This window comes from Psychromicrobium xiongbiense (assembly GCF_030271165.1).
Classification (GTDB): domain Bacteria; phylum Actinomycetota; class Actinomycetes; order Actinomycetales; family Micrococcaceae; genus Renibacterium; species Renibacterium xiongbiense.
Genome location: NZ_JASSZH010000019.1, coordinates 11958 through 35116, shown reverse-complemented (window position 1 = coordinate 35116; position 23159 = coordinate 11958). Strand labels below are relative to the sequence as shown.

The 23159-nt window shown below is 65.4% G+C and carries 24 protein-coding genes; 11 read left to right on the top strand and 13 right to left on the bottom strand.

Going from position 1 to position 23159, the window contains the following annotated elements; all coding sequences use genetic code 11:
- Window positions 1–13: 13 nt before the first annotated feature.
- From hemC to hemE, 5 genes are all read right to left on the bottom strand, one after another.
- Window positions 14–964 (bottom strand): hydroxymethylbilane synthase, encoded by a 951-nt coding sequence (gene hemC, locus QQM37_RS07345; RefSeq protein ID WP_285726075.1) that lies wholly within the window; start codon window positions 962–964, stop codon window positions 14–16.
- Window positions 961–2184 carry a ferrochelatase gene (locus tag QQM37_RS07340; RefSeq protein WP_420030136.1) on the bottom strand — a complete coding sequence of 408 codons (1224 nt, stop codon included), beginning with the start codon at window positions 2182–2184 and terminating at the stop codon, window positions 961–963. Before QQM37_RS07340 ends, hemC begins: the two co-directional genes overlap by 4 nt.
- Complete coding sequence (hemQ, locus tag QQM37_RS07335; protein ID WP_285726073.1) at window positions 2181–2885, bottom strand: hydrogen peroxide-dependent heme synthase; 705 nt, start codon at window positions 2883–2885, stop codon at window positions 2181–2183. The genes QQM37_RS07340 and hemQ overlap by 4 nt, the downstream gene beginning before the upstream one ends.
- A gap of 95 nt (window positions 2886–2980) precedes the next feature.
- Window positions 2981–4441 (bottom strand): protoporphyrinogen oxidase, encoded by a 1461-nt coding sequence (hemG, locus tag QQM37_RS07330; RefSeq protein WP_285726071.1) that lies wholly within the window; start codon window positions 4439–4441, stop codon window positions 2981–2983.
- Window positions 4438–5532, bottom strand: a complete 1095-nt coding sequence (gene hemE, locus QQM37_RS07325; RefSeq protein ID WP_285726069.1) for a uroporphyrinogen decarboxylase — start codon at window positions 5530–5532, stop codon at window positions 4438–4440. Before hemE ends, hemG begins: the two co-directional genes overlap by 4 nt.
- 111 nt (window positions 5533–5643) lie before the next feature.
- Between hemE and QQM37_RS07320 the strand changes: the two genes are divergently transcribed.
- The 3 genes from QQM37_RS07320 (at window position 5644) to QQM37_RS07310 (ending at window position 8029) form a co-directional block, all read left to right on the top strand.
- Window positions 5644–6954 (top strand): glutamyl-tRNA reductase, encoded by a 1311-nt coding sequence (locus QQM37_RS07320; protein ID WP_285726067.1) that lies wholly within the window; start codon window positions 5644–5646, stop codon window positions 6952–6954.
- A gap of 76 nt (window positions 6955–7030) precedes the next feature.
- Window positions 7031–7519 (top strand): excisionase family DNA-binding protein, encoded by a 489-nt coding sequence (locus QQM37_RS07315; protein WP_285726065.1) that lies wholly within the window; start codon window positions 7031–7033, stop codon window positions 7517–7519.
- Window positions 7520–7642: 123 nt separating this feature from the next.
- On the top strand, window positions 7643–8029 hold the full coding sequence (locus tag QQM37_RS07310) for a VapC50 family PIN domain-containing toxin (protein ID WP_285726063.1): 387 nt from the start codon (window positions 7643–7645) through the stop codon (window positions 8027–8029).
- Window positions 8030–8152: 123 nt separating this feature from the next.
- On the opposite strand, the gene QQM37_RS07305 is transcribed toward QQM37_RS07310, so the two are convergent.
- Both QQM37_RS07305 and moeB read right to left on the bottom strand, forming a co-directional pair.
- Complete coding sequence (locus tag QQM37_RS07305) at window positions 8153–9235, bottom strand: thermonuclease family protein (protein ID WP_285726061.1); 1083 nt, start codon at window positions 9233–9235, stop codon at window positions 8153–8155.
- 203 nt (window positions 9236–9438) lie between these two features.
- A complete protein-coding gene (gene moeB / locus QQM37_RS07300; RefSeq protein ID WP_285726059.1) occupies window positions 9439–10563 on the bottom strand; it encodes a HesA/MoeB/ThiF family protein in 1125 nt (374 codons plus the stop codon).
- A gap of 139 nt (window positions 10564–10702) precedes the next feature.
- Here moeB and QQM37_RS07295 point away from each other — a divergent pair, with 139 nt between their 5' ends.
- The 3 genes from QQM37_RS07295 to QQM37_RS07285 all read left to right on the top strand — a co-directional run bounded on the left by QQM37_RS07295 (window position 10703) and on the right by QQM37_RS07285 (window position 11934).
- Entirely contained in the window at window positions 10703–11332 is a 630-nt protein-coding gene (locus QQM37_RS07295) for a TetR/AcrR family transcriptional regulator (protein ID WP_285726057.1), read from the top strand.
- Window positions 11333–11404: 72 nt separating this feature from the next.
- Entirely contained in the window at window positions 11405–11629 is a 225-nt protein-coding gene (locus tag QQM37_RS07290) for a DUF3107 domain-containing protein (protein ID WP_285726055.1), read from the top strand.
- Window positions 11629–11934, top strand: coding sequence for a hypothetical protein (locus tag QQM37_RS07285; RefSeq protein ID WP_285726053.1), 306 nt, complete (start codon window positions 11629–11631; stop codon window positions 11932–11934). The genes QQM37_RS07290 and QQM37_RS07285 overlap by 1 nt, the downstream gene beginning before the upstream one ends.
- A 139-nt stretch (window positions 11935–12073) precedes the next feature.
- Here QQM37_RS07285 and QQM37_RS07280 read toward each other — a convergent pair whose 3' ends face one another.
- Genes QQM37_RS07280 through thiO form a run of 3 tightly spaced genes read right to left on the bottom strand, consistent with a single transcriptional unit; the run spans window position 12074 to window position 14364 of the window.
- The gene (locus QQM37_RS07280; RefSeq protein WP_285726051.1) at window positions 12074–12874 is read right to left on the bottom strand and encodes a thiazole synthase; all 801 of its coding nucleotides are present in this window, start codon (window positions 12872–12874) and stop codon (window positions 12074–12076) included.
- A gap of 15 nt (window positions 12875–12889) precedes the next feature.
- Window positions 12890–13126, bottom strand: coding sequence for a sulfur carrier protein ThiS (thiS, locus tag QQM37_RS07275; protein ID WP_285726049.1), 237 nt, complete (start codon window positions 13124–13126; stop codon window positions 12890–12892).
- Window positions 13123–14364, bottom strand: coding sequence for a glycine oxidase ThiO (gene thiO / locus QQM37_RS07270; protein WP_285726047.1), 1242 nt, complete (start codon window positions 14362–14364; stop codon window positions 13123–13125). Before thiO ends, thiS begins: the two co-directional genes overlap by 4 nt.
- Window positions 14365–14507: 143 nt before the next feature.
- Between thiO and thiE the strand changes: the two genes are divergently transcribed.
- Window positions 14508–15278, top strand: coding sequence for a thiamine phosphate synthase (gene thiE / locus QQM37_RS07265; protein WP_285726045.1), 771 nt, complete (start codon window positions 14508–14510; stop codon window positions 15276–15278).
- A gap of 78 nt (window positions 15279–15356) precedes the next feature.
- On the opposite strand, the gene QQM37_RS07260 is transcribed toward thiE, so the two are convergent.
- The 3 genes from QQM37_RS07260 to QQM37_RS07250 form a co-directional block, all read right to left on the bottom strand.
- Window positions 15357–15563, bottom strand: coding sequence for a hypothetical protein (locus tag QQM37_RS07260; RefSeq protein ID WP_285726043.1), 207 nt, complete (start codon window positions 15561–15563; stop codon window positions 15357–15359).
- 108 nt (window positions 15564–15671) lie between these two features.
- Window positions 15672–16361: an aspartate/glutamate racemase family protein gene (locus QQM37_RS07255; RefSeq protein ID WP_285726041.1), complete on the bottom strand. Its 690-nt coding sequence runs from the start codon at window positions 16359–16361 to the stop codon at window positions 15672–15674.
- Window positions 16358–18040, bottom strand: a complete 1683-nt coding sequence (locus QQM37_RS07250) for an NCS1 family nucleobase:cation symporter-1 (protein ID WP_285726039.1) — start codon at window positions 18038–18040, stop codon at window positions 16358–16360. Before QQM37_RS07250 ends, QQM37_RS07255 begins: the two co-directional genes overlap by 4 nt.
- A gap of 250 nt (window positions 18041–18290) precedes the next feature.
- On the opposite strand from QQM37_RS07250, the gene QQM37_RS07245 reads away from it, so the two are divergent.
- The 4 genes from QQM37_RS07245 (at window position 18291) to QQM37_RS07230 (ending at window position 23120) form a co-directional block, all read left to right on the top strand.
- The gene (locus QQM37_RS07245) at window positions 18291–18917 is read left to right on the top strand and encodes a helix-turn-helix domain-containing protein (RefSeq protein WP_285726037.1); all 627 of its coding nucleotides are present in this window, start codon (window positions 18291–18293) and stop codon (window positions 18915–18917) included.
- Window positions 18918–19013: 96 nt separating this feature from the next.
- Window positions 19014–20411, top strand: a complete 1398-nt coding sequence (gene allB / locus QQM37_RS07240) for an allantoinase AllB (RefSeq protein ID WP_285726099.1) — start codon at window positions 19014–19016, stop codon at window positions 20409–20411.
- The gene (locus tag QQM37_RS07235) at window positions 20408–21499 is read left to right on the top strand and encodes an acetamidase/formamidase family protein (RefSeq protein WP_285726035.1); all 1092 of its coding nucleotides are present in this window, start codon (window positions 20408–20410) and stop codon (window positions 21497–21499) included. Before allB ends, QQM37_RS07235 begins: the two co-directional genes overlap by 4 nt.
- Entirely contained in the window at window positions 21492–23120 is a 1629-nt protein-coding gene (locus tag QQM37_RS07230) for an AtzH-like domain-containing protein (protein WP_285726033.1), read from the top strand. Before QQM37_RS07235 ends, QQM37_RS07230 begins: the two co-directional genes overlap by 8 nt.
- Window positions 23121–23159 lie beyond the last annotated feature (39 nt).

The window sequence follows — 23159 nt, the reverse complement described above, 5'->3', positions numbered from 1 at the left end:
CGATGCAGCTGGCTCAGAGGAGCGCATCAGCACCATCGGCCAGCATGGCCTCGGCCAGTTCGATGCCCAGCAGCGTCGCGCCGACCTCGGTCAGCCCATCGGTGGCGCGGGCCTGCCGGATCACGGTCTGACCATCAGGGGAGACCACGCAGGCCTCCAGGCGCAGCATGCTGCCCTTCCGCTGCGCCAGAGCACCCACCGGGGCGCTGCACCCCGCCTCCAACCGGGCGAGCAGCGCGCGCTCGGCGGTGACTGCCAGCCGGGTGTCCTCGTCATCGAGCGCGGCCACTGCTTCGCGAAGCGCCGGTGCCACGTTCTGAGCCAACTCCACCGAGAGCGCGCCCTGCCCCGGTGCCGGAAGCATGGTGGCGGGTTCAAAGTATTCGGAGATGGCCTCGCTGCGGTCCAGCCGTTCCAGACCGGCAGCGGCAAGTACCACCGCATCGAGGGTGCGAGGCTCGGTTTCAGAATCGTCGGCGGCCGGAGTCAGCCGCGCGAGCCGGGTGTCGACATTGCCGCGGACGTCCACAATCTCCAGATCCGGCCGCAGGGCGCGCAACTGTGCGGCCCGCCGAGGCGATCCAGTGCCCACACTGGCCCCCTCAGCAAGCCCATCGAGACCTGCGCCGGAGGCCGTACACAGCGCATCCCGGGGATCGGCGCGGAGCGGAATAGCCACCGTGCTCAGCCCCACGGCTGCGGCAGTGGGAAGATCCTTGAGCGAATGCACGGCCAGATCCACCGTGCCATCCATCAGCGCCTCGCGCAGCCGGGCCACAAACAGCCCGGTGCTGCTTCCACCCGCCAGCTGCGACAGCGGACCGGTCAGCACATCGCCGTCGGTCCGGATTTCCACGAGTTCGACGTCAAAGCCACCCACGGCGCTGAGCCGATCGGCGATCTGCTGGGACTGGGTCCGGGCCAGGGCGGAGCCCCGGGTGCCGAGCCTGAAAGTCTCGGTCATTGCGCAGCCTCAGCAATCAGCCCCACGACGCTTCCGACCTCGGCAATCGCGGGAACCTCGCCACGGAAATTCGCACAGTCACCGGCGGGGACCACGTCGTACCAGGGACCCAACTCGGTCAGATGTGGACGATCCACCACCTGGTGTGCCGTCATCCGCTCGCAAAGCAGGTCCACCAGACCGGCCACGAAGAGCGGGTGCGTGCCCGGAGTGGGGGCACGATGGAAGGCCAGGCCCAGTTCCGCGGCTGTCTCCTTCGCCTCGGTGTCCAGGTCCCAGAGGACCTCCATGTGATCACTGACGAAACCCAGGGGCACCACGACCACGCCCTTGACACCAGCGGCCGCCAACTCGGCCAGAGCATCGTTGATATCCGGTTCCAGCCACGGAATATGCGGTGCACCGGAACGCGACTGGTACACCAGCGACCAGTCGGTCCCGGGTGCGACGGCGTCCATCACGACCCGTGCCACCGCCAGGTGCTGCGCCACGTAGGCGGAGCCACCCTGGAAGACGCGGGGCTCAGCCTCGGCCCGGCCTGCTGCCTCCGCATCCCGGGTGGGAATGGAGTGGGTGGAAAAGAGCACGTGCACGGGAGCATCCGGCGTCCCGGCAGCCTCCAACTCGGCCCGAACGGTAGCCAGCGAGGCCGCAGTTCCCTCGATGAACGGCCGAACGAAGCCCGGATGATCGAAGTACTGACGAACCTTGTCAACCGCCAGTTTGCCGTCCAGGGCGGTGTCGGTCAGCGCGATGCCGATATCCTCGCGGTACTGCCGATCACTGGAATAGCAGCTGTAGGCACTCGTGGTGACCATCAGCAGGCGGCGGTGACCGGCATCGTACGCCTCCTGCAGAGTCGGGGCGATGTACGGATCCCAGTTGCGGTTGCCCCAGAGCACGGGAAGCTCGATGCCGCGGGCGGCCAGCTCAGCCTCCAGCGCGGCCTTGAGCGCGCGGTTCTGGGCGTTGATCGGGCTCACGCCGCCGTTGGCCCGGTAGTGGTGGCTGACCTCTTCGAGCCGCTCATCCGGGATCCCCCTACCACGGGTGACATTGCGCAGGAAGGGAATGACGTCGTCCTGGCCTTCCGGGCCACCAAAGGAGGCCAGAAGGATGGCGTCGTAGTCGGCGGGGGCAGCCCGCCCGGCCTCGGTGACGGGATTGAGCGCGGTCAGCGCCGCTGAGGATGCGGTCTGGGCCGCTGCAGGAGCACTCACCGCAGAACCTCGGCGATCTCCGCGATCTCCAGTCGGCGACCGGTATAGAACGGGACTTCCTCACGGACATGCATCCGGGCATCGGTGGAGCGCAGATGGCGCATCAGGTCCACGAGGTCGACGACGCTGTCCGCTTCCAGCCCCAGCAACCATTCCCAGTCACCCAGGGCGAAAGCGGAGACGGTGTTGGCCAGCACCTGGGGGAAGTCACGACCCAGCATGCCGTGGTCGCGGAGCATGGCACCGCGCTCGGCATCGGGCAGCAGGTACCACTCATAGGAGCGCACGAAGGGGTAGACGCAGACCCACTGCTTCGGCTCAAGACCGGCCCGCATATAGGAGGGCACATGGTTCTTGGCGAACTCCGCTTCGCGGTGCACGCCCATGGCGGACCAGCTGATCTCGGTATTGGCCAGCAGATCGGTCCGTCGCAGATCCCGGATGGCCTGCTGCAGACCGTCGGCCTCGGGGCCGATCAGCCAGAGCATGAGATCCGCGTTCGAGCGCATGGCGGACACATCATAGGCACCGCGCAGCTGGATGCCGCGCTCGGCGAGCACCGCCAGCACCTCCTCGAACGCCCCCTGCTTGCCGTTGCCCGCAGCAGGCAGGCCCGTACGCTGGAAGACCGTCCACAGAGTGAAGGGTGTGGTCGATGGATCATGCGATTTAGTGACAGATTGTCCCAAAGTGTCGGTCATAGAAAACAGTCTGCTCCTTCAGCAGTACATCAGTCGAGTTGACTATTCTACGATCGGTAGAAAACCTGTAGAAGAGTCAGCTCAGGTTCAATAACTCATAGAATGCGCTGTGCCTGAGCCTGCGCATCCGCAATCACAGCGGCCATACCATTGCCTGCCAGCCAGGCACCCGTGACGGCCAGGCCGTCAATCTGCTCCACAGCTGCCCGCAGTGCGGCAATTTTCGCTTTCTGACCCAGACCCGCGGCGGAGAGCGCCGACCGCCAGGTCAGCACATCGGAATCAACCACATCTTCCGCGCGGATAGTCAGGCCCAACAAGGCACTCGCATCGGCCAGGGCCAGCTCCAGGGACGGCTGGCCCCCATCAGCTGTTTCTGCCCCGCCCACCAGGGGAAGAGCATAGGAAAGGCGCAGAACATGCGTTCCGGGCCCCTCTTCGTCGGCCAGCCACGGCCATTTGGCGGTGGCGTGGGTAAGAGCTTTTGCCCGAACCACCTGACCCTCGGCGGTGGGATGCGCCGCACTCACCTGAGGCGCCACCAGAACCCCGGTGCCCCGCGGTGCGGCATCGAGCTCCGGAAGGTCCACCACAAGGGTCACCAGGGAGATCTCTGCGCCAAAGGCCTCACCGAAAGCACTTGCCTCATCCAGCAGCGGTGCAAGCAGCTCCACCGCACCGTGCGCCTCGGTGGCCACTACGACGCGCTGTGCTTCCAACTGCGCCGCAGGGGTTCCGACATGCCATGCCGTTCCCGTGCGCTTGAGGGTCTGGACGCTGGTATCCAGAAGCAGGGTCACGCCCAGCTCCTCCAGTTCGGTCCGCAGGGCGCGGGCAATCTGGAAGACGCCGCCACGCAGACCACCCACGGCGGAGCCGGGTTTGGTCGCCTTACCACGCAGGGCAGCAATAGCAGCGGAGAGCGAACCGTGTTCGGCGATCGCGGCACGCAGACCAGGGATCGCCTCTTCGGGGTCAAGGTCCTCCGGACTCACCGAGTACACCCCGCCGACCACGGGCGCGACCAGCCGGTCCAGCACCGCCTGCCCCATCCGGGCACGCACCAGGTCTGCCAGACTCCGGGCTTTCGCCCCCACGCCCCTGGGCAGGTTCACATCCAGCTTGGCGCGCAGCAGGCCGGTGCGGCCCAGAATCTCCCGCAGAACGGGCTCGTCGAGGGAACCGGGGATGCCCAGCAGTGCGCCCTTCGGCAGCGGCGTGGACTTTGGCTGTCCACGACCGTCCAGAAAGTGCAGCCAGGCACCGGCCGCACTGGGTTCCACCAGTTGTTCACCGAGCCCCAGTGCTTCAGCCAGCCGGGCGAACACCGGGGTGCGCGTGGCATAGCTCTCCGCGCCGGCATCGAGCACCAGACCGCCCACCTCGTGGGGCGCCACCGCGCCACCGATATGGGCGCTGGCCTCGATCACCGTGACGGACACTCCGGCGTGTGCCAGCTCCCGGGCAGCGACCAGACCCGCCATTCCACCGCCGACGACGATCGCCGTCGTTCCCGGCTCGGGCAGCGGTTTATCCACACTCATCGGCTCGGTCATGGCTCAACTCCTGGATCGCGGTGGGCGCTTCCCGGCTCCAGGGAATGCGCTAGTTCCACGATACGGCTCAGCACCGACGGATCGGTCTCCGGCGGCACCCCGTGGCCCAGATTCAGTACGTGGCCGGGCGCTGCCGAGCCGCGCTTGAGCACCTCGCGAACATGGGCTTCCAACACCTCCCACGGCGCCTCAAGATAGGCGGGGTCAATATTGCCCTGCAAGGGGGTGCGCCCACCCAGCCTGCGGTTGGCCTCATCGAGCGGCAGCCGGTAATCGATGCCCATCACGTCCGCACCGGCCTCGAGCATCGCAGGCAGCAGCTCCGAGGTCCCGGTACCGAAGTGGACCCGGGGTACGTCCAGCTCGCGGACGGCGTCGAAAGCCAGAGCGGAAGCCGGCGCCACCCGCTGACGGTAGTCCTCCAGTCCGAGCGAACCGGCCCAGGAGTCGAAAAGCTGAACGGCGCTTGCCCCCGCCTCCACCTGGGCTCGGAGGAACGCCCCCGAGGCGCGGGCAGCCCAGTGAGCCAGCGCATCCCAGGCCTCTGGGGCAGAGTGCATCATGGTGCGCGGACCCAGGTGATCTCTGGACGGACGGCCTTCGACCATGTATGCGGCGACGGTGAAGGGCGCCCCGGCAAAACCGATCAGCGGCGTGCTGCCGAGTTCCGCCACGGTGAGCCGGACCGCCTCCCGGATCGGCTCGAAGGCAGAGTCAGTCAGCTCCGGCAGAGCCCGAACCTGGGCGAGGGTGCGGATCGGCTCGCTGAGCACGGGTCCGACGCCGGGCACAATATCGACATCCACACCAGCCAGCTTGAGTGGAATCACGATGTCGGAGAAGAAGATGGCGGCGTCAGTATCGTGACGGCGCACGGGCTGCAGCGTGATCTCCGCAGCCAGATCCGGTCGCAGACAGGAATCCAGCATGCTCACACCCCGGCGCAGCGCCCGGTATTCGGGCAGCGAACGCCCCGCCTGACGCATGAACCACACCGGCTGACGGCTGGGGACCTGAGACCGATAGGCTGCGATCAGGGGCGAATGGGTGGTGCGTCCATCGCGGAGCGGATGGCCTTCGGGCAGGGTCATAGCATCGATTCTGCCCGTCATTTCAGGCTCCGATAGCGACAGCCTGTCAATTTTCAGGTGAGGTCAGCCTCGCTTTTCTACAAGCCGCCGAAATCGTAGGATGAGCAAGCTGTGGTCCTCTTTGCACTCGTCGCAACTCATGCCGACAATGATCTGGAAACCGTCGCCCGACTGAGCGGTGGTGCCTCCGGCGTTCACGGAAACGCCGTGGTTCTGGCCACCTGCAACCGCTTTGAACTGTACGGAAGCAGTACCGATCCGGCGGCGGCCGCCATCGGGCTCCTGGAGAGCCTGGCAGAATCCACCGGGATGGAACAGGCCACGCTGGAGTCGCATTTCCGACTGCTGCACGGATCAGCCGTGCCGCGCCACCTCTTCGCCGTTGCGGCTGGCCTGGACTCCGCCGTCGTGGGCGAGCGCGAAATCGCCGGGCAGGTGCGCCGGGCGCTGATTGAGGCGCAGAGCAGGTTCGCCGTCCCTGGCCCGACCGCCAAGTTGTTCCAGGTGGCCTCCCGAACCGCCAAGAAGGTTGGATCAGATACTGCACTGGGAAGCCAGGGCCGCTCCGTGGTGTCCGTGGCGCTGGAGATGACCGGCAGGACCAAATGGACCGATCAGCGTGCCGTGGTGCATGGCACAGGCGCGTACGCCGGGGCCACCGTGGCGCTGCTGAAGGAACGCGGCGTGCGGGAGATTGCGGTCTACTCCCCCTCCGGTCGCGCTCCTGAATTTGCCGCTGCCCGCGGTCTGACCGCCGTGGAGTCGCTGACCGATGCCCTGGCCTGGGCCACCCTGGCGGTGGGTTGTAGCGGCTCGGAACAGCGGGTGTCGCTGGAAGTGGTCCGTGACGCGCGACGCCGAAGCCTGGCTGGGGACGAGCCGCTGACCGTGATCGACCTGGCCTTGACGCATGACTTTGATCCCGCCATCGGCGAGCTGCCCGGAGTGGAATTGCTGAGCCTGGAATCGGTGCGGCTCGCCGCGCCCGCGGAACAGGAAGCCACGGTAGAGCAGGCTCGAAGCATCGTCTCCGATGCCGCCGCCGACTTCGATCTGGAACAGGCCAAGCGCAGCATGGACAGCGCCATCGTGGCCCTGCGCCAGCACACCCTGGCTGTGCTCGATGTCGAACTGGAGCGGGTGCGCACGCAGCACGGTTGCACTGCGGCGGCGGAGGAAGTGGAGTTCGCTCTGCGCAGGATGGTGAAGCAGCTGCTGCATGTGCCGACCGTCCGGGCCAAGCAGTTGGCTGCCGAGGGCCGGGGCGAGGAATTCAACGCCGCACTGGAAGCGCTGTACGGCATCGGCGAATCTGTCCGCGGACTGGCGGACTCTGCGGTGCCCTCCGAATCTGAATCGTCCGAATCGTCTGGGCCGGAATCCTGCCCCGTCGAGCGCCTCGGACACGAACAGTCCGCCTGACGCGCCTCCCCGTCATCGGGCGCCGCCTCTAGTGGTTTTCGAATATTTCGATTATGGTGGTCGTGAAAGGACTCCCGTGAACACCACAGATTTCCGCAATCGCCGGACGCTCGTTCCCTCGCCTGAAAACTCGAAGGAAGCAGCTCAGTTTGCTCGATTGGCAGCCCAGTTTGATGCACCAAGCGTCGGAGTGCCGCGCCTGGTCGGTCCGGATGGTGCAGCCATGGATATTCCGCATGACATCTTCGCTGTACTTCTCCAGGTGGCTCAGTCGCTCGCCAGCGGACAGGGCGTGACGGTCATTCCGACAGACAGCCAGCTCACCACGCAACAGGCCGCAGACTTTCTGGGCGTTTCCCGACCAACGCTCGTCGCCTTCCTTGAAGAAGGGGCAATCCCTTTCAGCACAGTGGGTCGGCATCGCAGGGTCATGTTGAGAGATCTCACCGAATACGACGCACGAGCGCGCACCGAGCGACGATCCTCTTTGGCCGGGATAGCCAGAGCGTCGGTCCTCAATGGTTCACTGGAAGCAACCGCGAGCCAGGACCACGAAATGAGGTAGGTTGCTCTTCCCCGCCGTTCTGGATACCTGTGCATTGTTCCCTATGTACCTCGCTGATCTGCTCCTGAGACTTGCTGAAGCTCGAGCCTTCCGGCCCTTAAAGCGCGCCATAGGGTCGACGCTATGAGCCGTGCACTCCCCGATGCGCTGGTTCGCGACTACCAATCGCTGATACCGGCCATGACCTGCGATCCCAAAGACCGCCACGTGCTTGCTGCTGCAGTGCGTTCTTCCGCCAAACTCATCGTGACTTTCAATATCAGAGATTTCCCTCAGGCCGCAGTCGAGCCCTTCGATATTGATGTTGTCGACCCGGATGACTTCCTTCTCGATCAGCTGGATCTCTACCCCGAGATGACTTTGACGTGTATTCAGAATCAAGCCTCGGACTACGCCAACCCACAGATCACCCAGTCGTCGCTGCTCGATGCCTACCAGAAGATTGGCCTGTCACAGTTTGCCGCCGAGGTCCGGGCACGCACCGAGCCGGGGCCAACAACTACCTCGTAGAGGTCCTACTCTTCTCAGCAGAAGCGCTCACCTGAGGCTTCCATTCCGACTCTGAGGAGGTTTTATGCATCACCGCAAGAATAGGGCTGGACGCCTCCGCCGCTGGCAGCAACACCCCAAGGGTTAGCGTTTGCAGGGCGTCCAGGTCTTGCCGCCGGGCGCATAGCAACGGGGTCCGGTATATCCGGGATAGGGACTCTGCTGGACGGGCGCCGGAGCTGGCTGTTGTGGAGCAACGGGCTGCGGTTGCGGAGCCGGAACGTACGGGATGTACGGCTGCTGGGCGGCAGCTCCGGCTGCCGCGGCCGCTTCCGAAGCTGCCTTTGCTGCGGCCTCGTCAGCCGTCCGCTTGTCTTCGGCCGCCTTGGCTTCCGCTGCCTTGACCTCCGAGGCCTTCCGCTCTTCCTCCACCTGAGCCGCAGCCGCCCGTATCTTCAGATCGTCGTGACGGGCGGTCGCCACGGCGACGGCGGAGCCAATCCGGTCAACAGCGGCTGTCACGGTCTGCACCCCTCGAGCCAGGGCCAGCACGGAATCCTTGGACTCTCCGAGCAGAACCTGCGCCGTCTTGGCAGCGATGACCGCGGTGAAGACTAGGCCTGCGGTCGCACCAATCTGCGCCGAACTCGCCCCCGCCGCAGGCTCCGCCGGCGCTGCAAGAGCACTCAGTTCTGCTGCAGCTACAGCTTCAGGACTGCAGGAAAGATTCTCCTGAAACAGTCCCCTCTTGGCAGCCAACGCCTCATCTTGAGCCGCCTTTACCTGGTAAAAATACTTCGCATTGCTACCAGATTGCTTGGCAATCCCCAGACCAGTTCGAGCAATCGAGGCATTGACGAGCTCCTCCTTGACAAAGACTGCAGCCAGCACGCGGTCGTCCCTGTCGGTCTTCTCCTGGTCGAAACGCAAAGTCACAGCCGAGCCGACCGGCAATTTTTTCTGCAGAAATTGGGTGGCCTCCGGCCCCTGGCACTCCACGATTTTATTGGGATGCTTGGTCTCCGGAGTGTCGACGTTGAGCAAGCGCACCGACTTAGTGGCACCCTCGAACTCTGCTTCAAAGGTGTCACCGTCAATCACGCGCACCACCTTGGCCTGAACCGAACCATCGGAGCCACAGGACGCCAGAGTCCCCACGCTCAGGGCCGCAGCAAGCGCACCCACGATGACGCGCCCAGCACAACGAGAGATCAAACCTGCGGACATTCTGCTCCCCTGCTCATTGCCCAGGGCGACACATGGTCAACCGCAAGGCCATTCTCAACTATTTCTGAGTATAAGCTGAGCGTTGAGCGAGAATTGACTGGGTGTCCGCCTGACGCGCCTCCCCGCCGTCGAGTGCTGCATTATGTGCTGTTTTCGGCCGCCAATTTTCGGCACCCCGCGGCATTTGATGCGGAGGAAGCCGCTCAGAGGTTCCGGGCGCCACCCTCGAGGCTGAATACCCGGTCATTGCCGGCCGCCCGGAGCGCCAGCGCTGCCGCGGCGGACCGGCTCCCGGTGGCACACACCAACACCACGTCGAACCCCAGCAGGGAATCCTCAGAAAGCAGCGACTCCACCTCACTCCGTGGGACCACCAGGGCTCCCTGAATCGATGACTCCACAGCATCCGGGCGGATATCCACCAGCCGGTAGCTGCCGGGGGTCAGGTCCTCCAGGCGGATCCCCACCGGCTTCGGCCCAGGCGCCGCACAGATCTCCGCATAATCGTCGCTCAACTCCGTCGCTGGCGCGCGGTCCGGATCCTGCGCAAACCGCACCGTCCGCCACTGCCCGCTCAGCGCATCGTAATTCTGCAGTCTGCCCAGCAACGGCTCCCCGACCCCGGCCAGCAGCTTGAGCGCCTCCACCGCCATGGTGGATCCGATGACCCCGCACAGCGGGCCCAGCACGCCCACTTCAGCGCACGATGGCGCCGCCTCAGCATCCGGCGGCTCCGGGAACAGATCCCGGTAGCCCGGTCCGCGGCCGGGCCAGAACGTACACACCTGGCCACTGAAGCGGAGCACCGCCCCCCAGACCAGCGGAATTCCCAGCATTTCGCAGGCATCGGTCACCAGGTACCGGGTGGCGAAGTTGTCGCTGCCGTCGACCACCAGGTCGTATCCGCGCAGCATCTCCAGCGCATTCCCGGCCTCCAGCCGCACCGAGATCGTTTCCACCTGCACGCCGGGATTCAGCTCGGCGACCCGCGCCCGCGCAGAGTCCACTTTCAGAACGCCCAGCTGCCCCTGGCCATGCACCACCTGGCGTTGCAGGTTGGAGACGTCCACCACGTCATCGTCCACCAGGCCCAGCCTGCCCACCCCGGCCGCAGCCAGGTATTCGATCACCGGGGAGCCCAGCCCGCCAGCCCCGACAACCAGCACCGAGGCTGCCGTCAGGCTGTGTTGTCCAGCCACTCCGAAGCCTGGGAGCATGATCTGCCGGGCGTAGCGGGAAAGGCCCTCGACATCGAGTGCGGGTTCCTTTGCCGGAGTGGGAACCGGGGAGAGTGAACGAGTGGATGGTGACGATGATGGTGCAGGCACCTCTCCAATGTACGCTTCACCCAGCGGTGTACCGCACACACCGTCCCAACGCCCGAGGGCCGCTATGAAAATGCGCTATTGCATGCATTCAGCAGCCCGTACTCGCCAGTAGGATGGTCCTTGCACGAAGGAGTTGTCCATGTCTGACGAGAGCATCAACAAGCCTTCTCGGCTTCCCCGCGACGCCCGCCGCGCCCAGCTGCTGGCTGCAGCACAGGAGGTCTTTGTGGCCAACGGGTACCACGGGGCCGCCATGGACGAGATCGCCGAGGCCGCTCAAGTCTCCAAACCGGTGCTCTACCAGCATTTTCCCTCCAAACGCGAGCTGTATCTGGCCCTGCTGGACCAGCAGATCGGCGAGCTGACCGCGCAGATGCTCCAGGCTCTCGCGTCCACGGATGACAATCGTCTGCGCGTGCAGGCAACCATCCGTACCTACTTTGAGTTCGTCTCCAAGGACGATCAGGCGCACCGGCTGATCTTCGAATCGGATCTGGTCAACGATCTGGAGGTCTCCGCCAGAATCGAGGCCTTCAACGCCACCTATGCCAGCGCCATCGCTGAGATCATCAGCCACGACACGGCGTTGAGCCCGGTCGAAGCCACCCTGCTGGGTCGCGGCCTGGCTGGAATTTCCCATGTGAGCGCCCGCTACTGGGTGGAAAACGATGACGAGATTCCGATGTCCACCGCCATCGATCTGATCTACCGTTTAGCTTGGCGCGGAATCAGCCGCTTCCCCAAGGAATCCGCACCCGCCACGCATTAGACTGCTGCAGGAAACATCCGCCGGGCGCACTCCGGTCGATGAAGCTATTCGAAGCCATAAGGAGTCCCTGCGATGGAAATCAAGATCGGCGTCCAGAATGTCGGACGCGAAATCGTCCTCGAATCCGCTCAGGATGCCGATGCCGTCAGCAAACTGGTCAGCGAAGCCCTGAGCAGCGGCCAGGAACTGCGACTTTCCGATGACAAGGGCCGCACCGTGATCGTGCCGGGCAACGCGATCGGCTATGTCGAGATCGGCGCCGAGGAACTCCGCCGCGTGGGCTTCGGCGCACTCTGATGGTTCAGGTCATCGTACTGGCCCTGCTGGCCATCGGGATCGGTCTGATCGTCTGGGCTGCGGACCGCCGTCACACCCGGTACGGCTCCGCTGTGCCCGCGGGAGTCGCCGTCGTCGCCGCCGTGCTGACCTGGATCATCCTCTCGGCTACCGGGCTCGCCGCAGACACCAACTGGACCTGGTTGACCTGGCTGGCCCCGCTCGCTGCCGCCGTGGTGCTCCCGGTGCTGGTCTCGGCTGTGTTGGGACGTAGCCGGGAACAGCACGATGTCGCCCAGCTCACCGAGGTGCTCAAGCGCGCCTGATGCCCCGGCTGGCTGATCCGCTGGAAAACGCGAACGTTAACGGAAAAAGCACCCGCGATTGCGGGTGCTTTTTCCGTTAACGTTCGCGTTTTCGTAGTGCTTTTCGTAGTGCTCAGCCCTGTGACGGTGCTGTGATGGCTCAGAGATCCGGGCGGCCTTCCATGGCACTCGATGCCTGGGCATGTTTGCGCTGGGGAATCCGACCCGCCAGCCTGGCCAGTCGCCCGGCCTGCACGGCATGGTTGAATGCCTCCGCCATCTGAACCGGATGCTGCGCCCTGGTCACCGCAGTCGCCAGCAGAACAGCGTCGCAGCCCAGTTCCATCGCCAGCGCGGCATCGGAGGCGGTGCCGATCCCGGCATCGAGCACCACTGGAACCCCGGCTCGGGAGACGATCAACTCAATATTATGCGGATTCAGCAAGCCAAGACCGGTTCCGATCGGTGCACCCAGCGGCATGACGGCTGCTGCGCCAAGTCGCTCCAGGCGCAGGGCCAGTACCGGGTCGTCATTGGTGTAGGCGAACACGGTGAACCCGCGATCCACCAGTTGTTCGGTCGCTACCAGAAGCTCCGGGGCATCGGGAAGCAAGGTCTCCTCATCGGCGATCACTTCCAGTTTGATCCAGTTGGTCTCCAGCGCCTCCCGGGCCAGCTCGGCTGTCAGCACGGCCTCGCGGGCGGTGAAGCAACCAGCCGTGTTAGGCAGCACCCGGATGCCGGCATCGAGCAAAAGCTGGAACAGCGAGTCCCCCTGCCCCGCCTGGTAGCGGCGCATGGCCACGGTGGTCAGTTCCGTGCCCGATGCCGTCAGGGCCTCCCCCAGCCCGCTCAGGCTGGGCGCCCCACCGGTACCCATGATGAGCCGGGAATCCATCGTGATCCCGTCAATACTCCAGCTGTCCCGCATCCGCTGCTGCTCCTTGTGTGTCGTTTCCATCGCGTTGCCCATCGCTCAGCCGCCCTGAACGGCGGTCACCAGATCCACGTCCGAGCCCGCGCTCAGCACGGTACTGGCCCAGCGGACCCGCGGCACCACGTCCCCGGCGAGCGCGATGGCGACGCCTAGCCGACCGCCGTCGCTCGCGGTACCGTCGGATTCCAGGGCGCGCCCGGTGTGCCGGGCCACGAGCTCGAGCACGCTGAGCCCGTCCGGCAGCTCGGTTGCCTCGCCGTTGACGGTAATGTTCACGCGCTGACTCCTCGTGTGTTGAAACGGGGTTCGAATCGTGCGGTGGATGGTGTGTCTGACTGGTCGGTGCCCTCTGCCCGGCTGAACCGGAAAGGATCCCAGGCGCGCAGGCCGTCTGGCTCGCGGCCCTCCACCACCTCGCGGCACCAGCTGGCCGCCAGCGGGGTCAGCAATACCCCGTGGCGGAAGAATCCGGTCGCGACGACCAGCCGCCCGGCGATCCGTCCCAGCAGCGGCATATTGTCCGGGGTGCCGGGGCGCGCCCGGGCGGTGACCTCGTCCAGGCCCAGCTCGGCCACCGCGGGCACCAGTAGCTGCGCGTCGCGGAGCAGTTGATACACCCCTCCGGCAGAGGGAGAAGCAGCTCCGTCCTCACGCTGGGTCGCACCGATCACCACGGTGTCATCCTCGCGAGGAACCAGATAGACCGGGCGTCCGCGCACCACGGCGCGGACCACATGAGTCAGCAGCGGGCGCAGATGCACCGGCACACTCAGACGCAGGATGTCGCCGTAGACAGGACGCAGCGGAAGCGTCACCGGCAGGCCCGCGATGCCGGCAGAGCCGAGTCCGGCGGCAACCACCACCTGCTCCGCGCTGAGCTCACCGCTGTCGGTGAGCAGGCGGACGGCATCGTCCGTGGTGTCCAATGCCTGGACCCTGGCCCGATGCACCGGTACCCGCTCCAGCAGCGCCCGGGTCACCTGCCGGGGATCGACCTGATGATCGTGCGGATCCCAGTAGGCGCGGCGAAAGCCGTCTGCCAGCAGGGGTTCGCGCTGCATGGCGTCCTGTCGACTCAGCCGCTCCACGGGTAGGCCACCCAGGGCCTGCGCCTGGGTGAGCTGGTCGATCTCCTGCGCATCCGCGGGGTCAAAACCGACCAGCAGAGTGCCCTCCGTGCGGTAGCCGACGGAGGTCTTCTCTGCGGTCTCTGAGGCACCACATAGACGCTCCGCAAAAGCGGGCCAGAGTGCTGCTGAGGCAAGCAACTGCTGCTGCAGCGACTCTTCTTCGAAATGGAATTCGGTGACCGGCGCCAGCATCCCCGCGGCCGCGAAGCTTGCGCCCCCTGCGGGATCCGGATCGATCAGCAGGACCTCGTGGCCTGCTCGCTGCAATTCCTCGGCAATGCCCAGACCCACGATGCCGCCACCCACCACGGCGATCTCGACGCGCCGACTCTGGGGCCGGGAGGTTGCAGGCTCCGCCTCGGGAACTGAGGATGATGCACTCATGGATTTCCTTCCCTACGCCGGAATGACCCGGATCAGGTAATACGGTCGGCATCTGGTCAAAGACGCCCTCTCAGCCGGTTCTGACATTCGGCTCCCGCGGTACGTACCATCGTAGCGCTGGCAGACTGGGTACGCTGAAGTCCATGGTCATACAGCCCGCCACCACTGCAACGTCTCCTGCCACCAACCCGGCTGCCAGCCCGGCCCCCAGCGCTGCATCTCATACCGCCCTCCGGGCGCAACTGGCCCAGGCCAGGCTGTATCTGTGCACCGATTCACGGGCCGGACGCGGCGATTTCGCCGACTTCGTCGATGCCGCCTATGCCGGCGGGGTGGACGTGATTCAGCTGCGCGATAAGAATCTTGAGGCGTCCGCAGAACTGGACGCGCTCGAGGTGCTGCGCGAGGTCGCGGAGCGCCACGGGAAACTTTTCTCCGTCAATGACCGGGCGGATATTGCGGCGCTCAGTGACGCACCCGTGCTCCATGTCGGCCAGGGTGATCTACCACTGGATGCCGTCCGGCAGTTGCTTCCGCACACCCTGGTGGGCCTGTCAACGCACAGCACCGAGCAGATCGATGCCGCCCTGCTCGCAGGGGCAACGACCCCGCCCAGTGCCCCAGCACCCCTGGACTATTTCTGCGTCGGGCCGGTCTGGGCCACCCCGACGAAACCGGACCGGGCCGCCGTCGGAACTTCGCTGGTGCGCTATGCGGCCAGCAAGGCAACCGCCAGCCAGGCGGCCGGCCAGGCCCTGCCCTGGTTCGCCATCGGCGGCATCGATCAGCACACTGTCGCAGAGATCGCGGAGGCCGGGGCACAGCGCATCGTCGTGGTCCGCGCGCTGACCGAGGCCAGCAACCCTACGGCCGCCGCCGCACACCTCCTTGCGCAGCTGCCACCGCTGAGCTAACCGAGGTGCCCACAATGCTCACCTCTGGTCGGGGCGGGGACGACGGAGCATGCGGTTCCCGCGAGCGGCATGGCTGGCCTAGCGGCGGCGTCGGGGTCCGTTCAACACGGCAAGCACGACGCCGCAGAGGATCCCCACGATGCTGCCAATGCCGAAGCCGATGGCGGGCTGTCCGAAAACGGTGCCGATGAGCGCTCCGGCGCCCATCCCGATCACGATGCAGAGGAGGAGCACGCTCGTGCCCGCGCGATCTCGCGCGGACATGCCGCCGGTGTCGTCATCCATGTCGAGTCCTTCCCACGATCTCGAGTCCCAGCCTACCGACCCGCGCACGTCCGCGGGACGCCGCTCTCCGGAGAACGCAGCACGATGAGCTGCTGGGAACCCCGCATCTCAGGGCGCGTATTCGTCCCGCTTGCTGGTGCCCAGGCCCATCCGCACCATGCCGGAGACCAGGCCGACGGCGGCGGCGACGCCGTCGACCACAGGAACACCCAGACGGCCGGTCAGCAGGTGGCACAGATCCGCCATCCCGGCGCAACCGAGCACAATGACATCGGCGCGGTGATCGGCGATGGCGCCGGCGGCGAGTTCCGCGATGGTCTCGATGGCAGCGGAAGAGGTGTCCTCCAGATCGAGAACCGGAATGCCAGTGGCATCCATCGATACGCAGGCCTTCGACATTCCATAGCGTTCCACCAGGTCAGCTGCCTGTCCCAGCGTTCGGCTGAGCGTGGTCACGATGCCGAAGGACCGGCCGGACAGCGTCGCGAGGTGCATTGCAGCCTCGGCTATTCCGACCACCGGAACCTCCACCAGCTGCCGCGCGGCATCGAGCCCCGGATCACCGAAGCAGGCCACGATGTACGCGTCGCTGCCACCTGCAGCCAGGTCTTTTTCGATCAGGTCCACGACGGCGACGGCGGCAAAAACCTCATCGCGGTGAGTCTCGATCGCTGCGGGGCCTTCTTCGGGGCAGAGCGCAACGATCTCGATCCCGGGACCCGCCACCTCCCGGGCAGCGACCGCGATCTTTTCGGTCATTGCCCGGGAGGTATTCGGATTGACGAGCGTGATTTTCATCGGCGAGCCGGGTCCTCTACGGGAGCCGTGACAGGTCCCGCCTGGACCGGAATCGCTCCGGAAATGGCCGGCGGCTCGGAAGCAACGGTGGAGGCTGCGCCATCAACGTTGCCATCGGAGATACCGACGGTCTCTCCTTCAAAGCGCGGGACCATCGGGTTCCGCCGCTCCAGCAGGGTGAAGCACAGGTAGCCGAGGCCGCAGCCGATGAACCAGGTGTAGTTGCCGATCCAGGAAATATCGAAGATGCCCAGGTCCGCGAACATCTTGGGGAAGACGCCCAGGATCACGGTCGGGATGCCGGCAAGCAGAATCGCGTTGACGGCATTGGGGTTGTAGCCCTTCTTGTACCAGTACGGACCTTTCTCATCCATGGTGAACATGGCGTCGGTCTTGATTCGCTGGTGCGCGGCAACGTAGTAGCCGGCAATCAGAATGCCGAACAGCGGGCCGATCAGGGCACCGAGCAACCCCAGAGTGTAGTGAATCGCGGTGTCATTGCCGTACCAGTTCCACGGAGTCAGGATGACCGAGCCGACCGCCGCGATCATGCCGCCCATCCGCCAGGAGATCCGGTGCGGTGCGACGTTGGAGAAGTCGAAGGCCGGGGAAATGAAGTTGGCCACAATGTTGATACCGATGGTCGCGATGACAAAGGTCAGCCCGCCGAGCAGTACCGCAAACACTGTGTCGATCTGCTGCACGGTCTGGATCGGGTCCGTGATGAGTTTGCCGAACACGGGCACCGTGGCGGAGGCCGTGATGACGACCAGCAGCGAGAAGAACAGGAAGTTCACCGGCAGGCCGAGGAAGTTACCCTTCTTCACCGCTGCGAAGGACTTGCCGTAGCGGGCAAAGTCGCCGAAGTTCAGCATCGGGCCGGAGAAGTACGAGACGACGATCGCAATGGCGGTGAGCATCACGGGGATCGAGGCCCAGAAGTCCAGCGGCTTGCCGACCGACAGGTCCAGGCTGATCTTGTCCCAGCCGGCTGTCCAGACGAGGTAGATCGCGAGGATGATCATGACCACGTAAACAGCCGGTCCGGCGAAGTCGATGAACTTCCGAATGACCTCCATGCCCCGCCAGAACAGCGCTGCCTGGGCGACCCAGAGGATCGCGTAGGAGATCCAGCCCAGTGCCGACAACCCGAGGAAGCTCATGTGAACCAGCGATTCACTGCCCGGGAAGAACTTGAGGATGACGATGTTCATCGACTCGGCCGCAAGGAAGGTCTGCACGCCGTACCAGGCGATCGCGATCAGTCCGCGGATGATGGCGGGGATGTTGGCGCCCTTGATGCCGAAGATCGCGCGGTTGACCACCGGGTACGGCACACCGGTCTTCTGGCTGGGCTTGGCGACGAGGTTCGTGAACACCTGGACGATGATGATGCCGATGAGCAGGGCGAGCAGCACCTGCCAGCTGGCGATGCCGAGCGCAAACAAAGAGCCCGCGGTCACGTAGCCGCCGACCGAGTGCACATCCGACATCCAGAACGCAAAGATGTTGTAGGAAGACCAGCCCTGCTTCCGAAGCGGCGCCAGATCTTCATTGGCGAGCCGGTGGTCGTATTCGGGTTTCATGTTGCCGGCGCCGACGGGCATACCGGCCGCCTCGACGATGTCGTGCGGAAGAGTGGGCGGATTGACCGCGTCCCGACTTTCACTGTGTGCCATGAGGAAAACCTTCCTGATCTGCCCTGAGATCCAGGGATCGTTGCTGTGGAGCCGACAGCGGGGGAACTGCCCGAAACGGATCTCTGGAGTGGGTAGACGTAAAGCTATAGCTTTACAATCGGCGGCCGGTTTCGGATACGTTACATCGGCGTGAAAATCAGATTCGCGCGGAAAATTCGGCCCGAAGGCCCGTTCCTTAGGCGTGTGTTAGGGTCACTGACTGAGCCACACCTATCAGGGAAAGGGCAGAATGACGGAGCAAGCCAGTCCGACGATCGGTGCCAGACTGCGGCATCTTCGCACCGGCTCGGGTCGCTCGCTCCGTTCAGTGGCAGAGGCGATCGGCATCTCCCCCAGCGCCCTGTCCCAGATTGAAACCGGCGTGATGCAGCCTTCCGTCAACCGCCTGATCGAGATCGTGACCGTGCTTCAGGTGCCCGTGTCCGCCATCTTTGACGACCACGAGGTTCTCAGGCCGGTCAATCTTGCCCCGGAGGCAGTGGCGGAGCCATTTCCCGGCGTCCTGGTCGCCACTCGCAACGCCGACTCCATCACCACGCTCGGCCAGGGCGTCGTCTACCGCCGCCTCACCCCGGTCCAGCTGGACGGCATCGACCTTTATGAGACCACGTACCCTCCCCTGGCCTCCTCGAGTATCGATGGGGCCATGCTGGTGCACGAAGGGTACGAGGCTGGGCGTGTGCTGGAGGGCAGCCTGACCTTTGAATTCGGCGAGGGCAGCGTGGAACTCGGTTCCGGCGAATCGCTCTCGTTCTGGGCCACCCGGCCTCATCGGGTGGTGAACAGCTCACCGGACACCCCCGCCGTGGCGCTCTGGCTGACCCTGCGCAATGCCGGAGCCATCCCGACGCACTGAGCAGCATCCAACGATGCTCACTCAGGCGCTTCCGCTATGCAACATCACGACGACGAAACATCCGGGAAATCAATCGCTCCTACACTCTGTTAAGTGATGGGTTTACACGACTACGCACCAGAGGCGATCGCCGCGCGCCGCGTCCTGATCGGGGGCACCTTTGTGCCCGCGACCATACGCATCTCGCGGGGAATCGTCACCGACATCGATGGCTTTGACCGGCAGGCAGAGCTGGTGCTCGATGACGAGGCGGTCCTTCTTCCCGGCCTGGTGGACTCTCATGTGCACTTGGATGACCCGGGGCGCGAGGAGTGGGAGGGGTTCGGGACGGGGACCGCTGCGGCGGCTGCCGGTGGTGTGACCACCGTGGTGGACATGCCGCTGAACAGCCTGCCGGTGACCACCACGCCCGAGGCTCTCCAGGCCAAGCGCCGCGCAGCAGCCGGGCGGATCAGCGTTGATGTCGGTTACTGGGGCGGGGCGGTGCCGGGCAATCTGCGATCGCTCGCTCCCCTCCACGATCAGGGGGTGGCCGGCGTGAAATGCTTCCTGGCCCCCTCCGGAATCGATGAGTTCGGCCATCTCGATGCAGTGCAACTTGAACGGGTCATGGCAGAACTGGCCGTCTTCGATGGCCTGCTGCTGGTGCACGCCGAACATCCGCAGCATCTGCCCGAGGATGGGCCGCTGGGCCAGCACTACGACGTCTTTGAACGCTCCCGTCCCCCCGCCGCTGAGCGCGCCGCCATCGAGCTGGTCATCGCCACCGCCGCCCGCACCGGAGCGCGCGCCCACATCGTGCACCTCTCCGACGGATCCGCTCTGGACCTGATCCGCCAGGCCAAAGCCGCTGGTGTGCGACTGACCGTGGAGACCTGTCCGCACTATCTGACGTTGCGTGGTGAAGAGGTTCCCGATGGCGCGGCGCAGTTCAAGTGCTGCCCGCCGATCCGCTCCGGTGCCAACCAGGACCTGCTGTGGGAAGGCATCGTCGACGGGACGATCGACGCTATCGTCAGCGATCACTCCCCCTCCACCCCAGAACTGAAAGCCCGAGGCGACGGAGACTTCGGCCTGGCCTGGGGTGGCATTTCAGGGCTGGAAACAGGGCTTTCCACGGTGTGGACCGAGGCCCGCAAGCGCAATATCCCTCTGGAGTCGGTGGTCCATCTCATGTCCGTCGGCCCGGCGAGGATCGCCGGCCTGCAGCATGCCGGGACCATCCGGATCGGAGATCCCGCTCATCTTGCCGTCTTCCGGCCCGAGCTACCCTTCGCGGTGAACGCTGAGCGGCTCCACTATCGCCATCCGGTCTCCCCCTGGAACGGTCAGGTCCTCCATGGACTGGTGACCGAGACCTACCTGGCCGGACAGCGCATCTACCGGCACGGGACCGAGGTCATGGCGGGAACCGGTCGGGAGATTCTGGGCGGACGACGGGTCAGCTCCGCTGATGATCCCTTCATGAAGGCCAGCGAAAGGACCACATCATGACGATGCCTATCCTGCAGCCACGTATGGGCCGGATCGACGGCGAGCATTATCTTGAGGCCCGCCCCGACACCGTACTCTGGGGTCGGCTGCCCTGTGCGAGCGATGCGCCAGCACTGACCATTGAGCCTGGCCAGACGGTGACTATTGACACGATCAGCCACGAAGGAGTTCTGGAAGATCAGGGCCAGGATCCGATCGAGTTCTTCGGTGAACACGGCGTATCGCGAGCCGAGGTTCTCCATGATGCGATCGCCGTCGCCTCCTCTCTGCATCGTGACCCGCTTCAGGATGGACCGCACCTGGTCAACCGTCCTATCGAGATCCTCGGGGCCCGTCCGGGCGATCTGCTGAAAATCACGGTCGTATCCCTGCTTCCGCGAGTTCCCTACGGCATCATCTCCAATCGCCATGGCCGTGGGGCGCTGCCCGGTGAGCTTCCCCGCGGCGAGCACACGGTCAGCGTCTTCGCCTCAGCGCGCGAAAAGAACGGTGCCCTTCACGGGTTCCTTCCCGTAGTGGAGGGCGCTGTGCCCACCGTCTCCTTCCCGCTGGCCCCGTTTCTTGGCACGATGGGCGTGGCAACAGCGTCCTCGGTGCGCCCGCACTCGGTGCCACCGGGCTCCTACGGCGGGAACATCGACATCAACCTCCTCACCGAAGGCAGCATCCTGTACCTGCCGGTCCAGGTCGAGGGCGCACTCGCCTACGTCGGAGATCCACACTTCGCCCAGGGCGACGGCGAGGTGGCGCTCACAGCGCTGGAAGCCTCGCTGCGGGCCACCCTCCGCTTCGAGGTGATACCCCAGGATCAGGCCATGGCGGCCTTCGGCCAGCTCGGTGGGCCGCTGGTGGAAACCGCAAACTTCCTGGCTCCCACCGGACTGTCCGAGGATCTGACCGAGGCGATGCGCAACTGCGTGCGTTCCGCCCTGTCGCTCCTTCAGGCCCGCTGGGGCATGGACGAGCACCTCGCCTACGCGTATCTTTCGGCCGCAACTGACTTCAATATCTCGCAGGTGGTAGATCTGGTGTGCGGTGTACACGCGCGCATCCGGATCAGCGACTTCCAGGAGGTGCACCATGTCTGAACAGACCATGACGGACAAGATCGGGGCTGAACAGCTCATTCCGGGCGATCTGCGGGAGGCCTTCGAGTCCTATGAGCAGGCTCTCATGGCCAATGATCTGGAAGCGCTCGATGCCGCCTTCGCCCCGGGCCCCCAGACCATGCGGGGCGATGCCGCGGGCCTCCTCGTCAGCCACGAGGCGATCAGCGCCTTCCGCGGCGTGCGCGGGGGGGTACCGCCGCGCGTCATCGAACGCCTCGAATACCGGCCACTCGCTGAAGACTGCGCGTTGCTGATCTCCGTCTCGCACTACCGCCAGGGCGGATCCGGGCTGCAGACGCAGCTGTGGCAGCGCATCGGGGGGCGCTGGCTGATCACCGCCGCACACGTCACGGCCCGTGCGCAGGCCCTGGACCGATCGGTCTGGCGCACGGTGGGCGACCCGCTGTTTCAGGGTGCCTGGGAGGGGCCGCTCGTTGGCCTGACCGTGGCGGTGAAAGACCTCTTTGCGATCAAGGGGTACCGGATCGGGGCCGGGAATCCGACCTTCCTCGATGATGCCCGGCCGGAGCCGACCACTGCCCCGGCGGTGAGCGATCTTCTCCATGGTGGTGCGTCCTTGCGGGGCATCGCCCGCACCGATGAGTTCGCCTACAGCATTGCCGGGGACAACCCACACTATGGCACGCCACCCAACGGCGCGCTGCCCGGCGCACTGCCCGGCGGGTCCTCCAGCGGCCCGGCCTCCGCAGTGGCGACGGGGCAGGCAGAGGTTGCTCTGGCCACCGACACCGCCGGGTCCATTCGGGTGCCCGCCTCTTACCAGGGGCTGTGGGGTCTGCGGACGACGCACGGGCTGGTACCACGCCAGGGCCTGCTGCCGCTGGCTCAGTCCTTCGACACCATCGGCTGGCTGACTCGTGATGGTCAGACGCTCCAGAGGGTCGTCGACTGGTGTCTGAGCTATGACGGTTCCGACTCCACCGAGAACGTCTTCGGCGAGTCGACGATCGATTTGCCCTGGCGTTTCGCCGTCATGCGGGAAGCGCTCGATGCCGCCGAGCCGGACACCAGCGCAGCCTTCAGCGAGCTACTGGCCTCGCTGGCGGAAGGGTCGGATGCGCCTGCCGTGGAAGAGGTCTCAGTCGGCGATCTGGACGAGTTCTACGCACCGTTCCGCGTGGTGCAGGCCGCGGAGGCCTGGCGCAACAACGGCGACTGGGTGACCAGCCATCCCGGAGCCGTCGGAGCGGCCGTCGCCGAACGATTCCGCCTCGCCGCTGAGATCACGGCGGAGCAGGAGAGCGCTGCGCGTGCGGCACTGGTTCAGCTGCGCCGTCGGATGACGGATCTGACCCGGGATACTGTGCTGATTCTGCCGACGGTGCCCGGCCCGGCACCGTTGCGCACAGCAGCCAGCGAGCGGGTCAACGCGGTTCGGGTCGCCACCTTGGCGATGACGACGCCGGCCGCCATCGCCGGCCTCCCGAGTCTCTCCGCACCCCTGCTGCGGGTGCCCTCAGCACTGGGTCCGGCACCCGTCGGTGTGAGCCTGATCTCACGCGCCGGAACCGATGTCGCTCTTGTGCGCCTGGCACGTCGCCTGGCAGATCATGTCCATCCTCTGAAGGAGCCCCAGTGACCAGCAATTCCGCCATTCCCGGCCCCATCAATCCGCCCG

Bases quoted from the DNA above. Each gene is read 5' to 3' on its own strand.
- thiE (WP_285726045.1), top strand. From the start codon at position 14,508: ATGGTCATACAGCCCGCCACCACTGCAACGTCTCCTGCCACCAACCCG.
- QQM37_RS07305 (WP_285726061.1), bottom strand. From the start codon at position 9,235: ATGTCCGCAGGTTTGATCTCTCGTTGTGCTGGGCGCGTCATCGTGGGT.
- hemE (WP_285726069.1), bottom strand. From the start codon at position 5,532: ATGACCCTGCCCGAAGGCCATCCGCTCCGCGATGGACGCACCACCCAT.
- thiO (WP_285726047.1), bottom strand. From the start codon at position 14,364: ATGAGTGCATCATCCTCAGTTCCCGAGGCGGAGCCTGCAACCTCCCGG.
- QQM37_RS07230 (WP_285726033.1), top strand. From the start codon at position 21,492: ATGTCTGAACAGACCATGACGGACAAGATCGGGGCTGAACAGCTCATT.
- QQM37_RS07235 (WP_285726035.1), top strand. From the start codon at position 20,408: ATGACGATGCCTATCCTGCAGCCACGTATGGGCCGGATCGACGGCGAG.
- hemC (WP_285726075.1), bottom strand. From the start codon at position 964: ATGACCGAGACTTTCAGGCTCGGCACCCGGGGCTCCGCCCTGGCCCGG.
- QQM37_RS07285 (WP_285726053.1), top strand. From the start codon at position 11,629: ATGGTTCAGGTCATCGTACTGGCCCTGCTGGCCATCGGGATCGGTCTG.
- hemG (WP_285726071.1), bottom strand. From the start codon at position 4,441: ATGACCGAGCCGATGAGTGTGGATAAACCGCTGCCCGAGCCGGGAACG.
- QQM37_RS07290 (WP_285726055.1), top strand. From the start codon at position 11,405: ATGGAAATCAAGATCGGCGTCCAGAATGTCGGACGCGAAATCGTCCTC.
- QQM37_RS07310 (WP_285726063.1), top strand. From the start codon at position 7,643: ATGAGCCGTGCACTCCCCGATGCGCTGGTTCGCGACTACCAATCGCTG.
- QQM37_RS07260 (WP_285726043.1), bottom strand. From the start codon at position 15,563: ATGGATGACGACACCGGCGGCATGTCCGCGCGAGATCGCGCGGGCACG.
- QQM37_RS07280 (WP_285726051.1), bottom strand. From the start codon at position 12,874: ATGGAAACGACACACAAGGAGCAGCAGCGGATGCGGGACAGCTGGAGT.
- hemQ (WP_285726073.1), bottom strand. From the start codon at position 2,885: ATGACCGACACTTTGGGACAATCTGTCACTAAATCGCATGATCCATCG.
- QQM37_RS07255 (WP_285726041.1), bottom strand. From the start codon at position 16,361: ATGAAAATCACGCTCGTCAATCCGAATACCTCCCGGGCAATGACCGAA.
- QQM37_RS07250 (WP_285726039.1), bottom strand. From the start codon at position 18,040: ATGGCACACAGTGAAAGTCGGGACGCGGTCAATCCGCCCACTCTTCCG.
- QQM37_RS07295 (WP_285726057.1), top strand. From the start codon at position 10,703: ATGTCTGACGAGAGCATCAACAAGCCTTCTCGGCTTCCCCGCGACGCC.
- QQM37_RS07245 (WP_285726037.1), top strand. From the start codon at position 18,291: ATGACGGAGCAAGCCAGTCCGACGATCGGTGCCAGACTGCGGCATCTT.
- allB (WP_285726099.1), top strand. From the start codon at position 19,014: ATGGGTTTACACGACTACGCACCAGAGGCGATCGCCGCGCGCCGCGTC.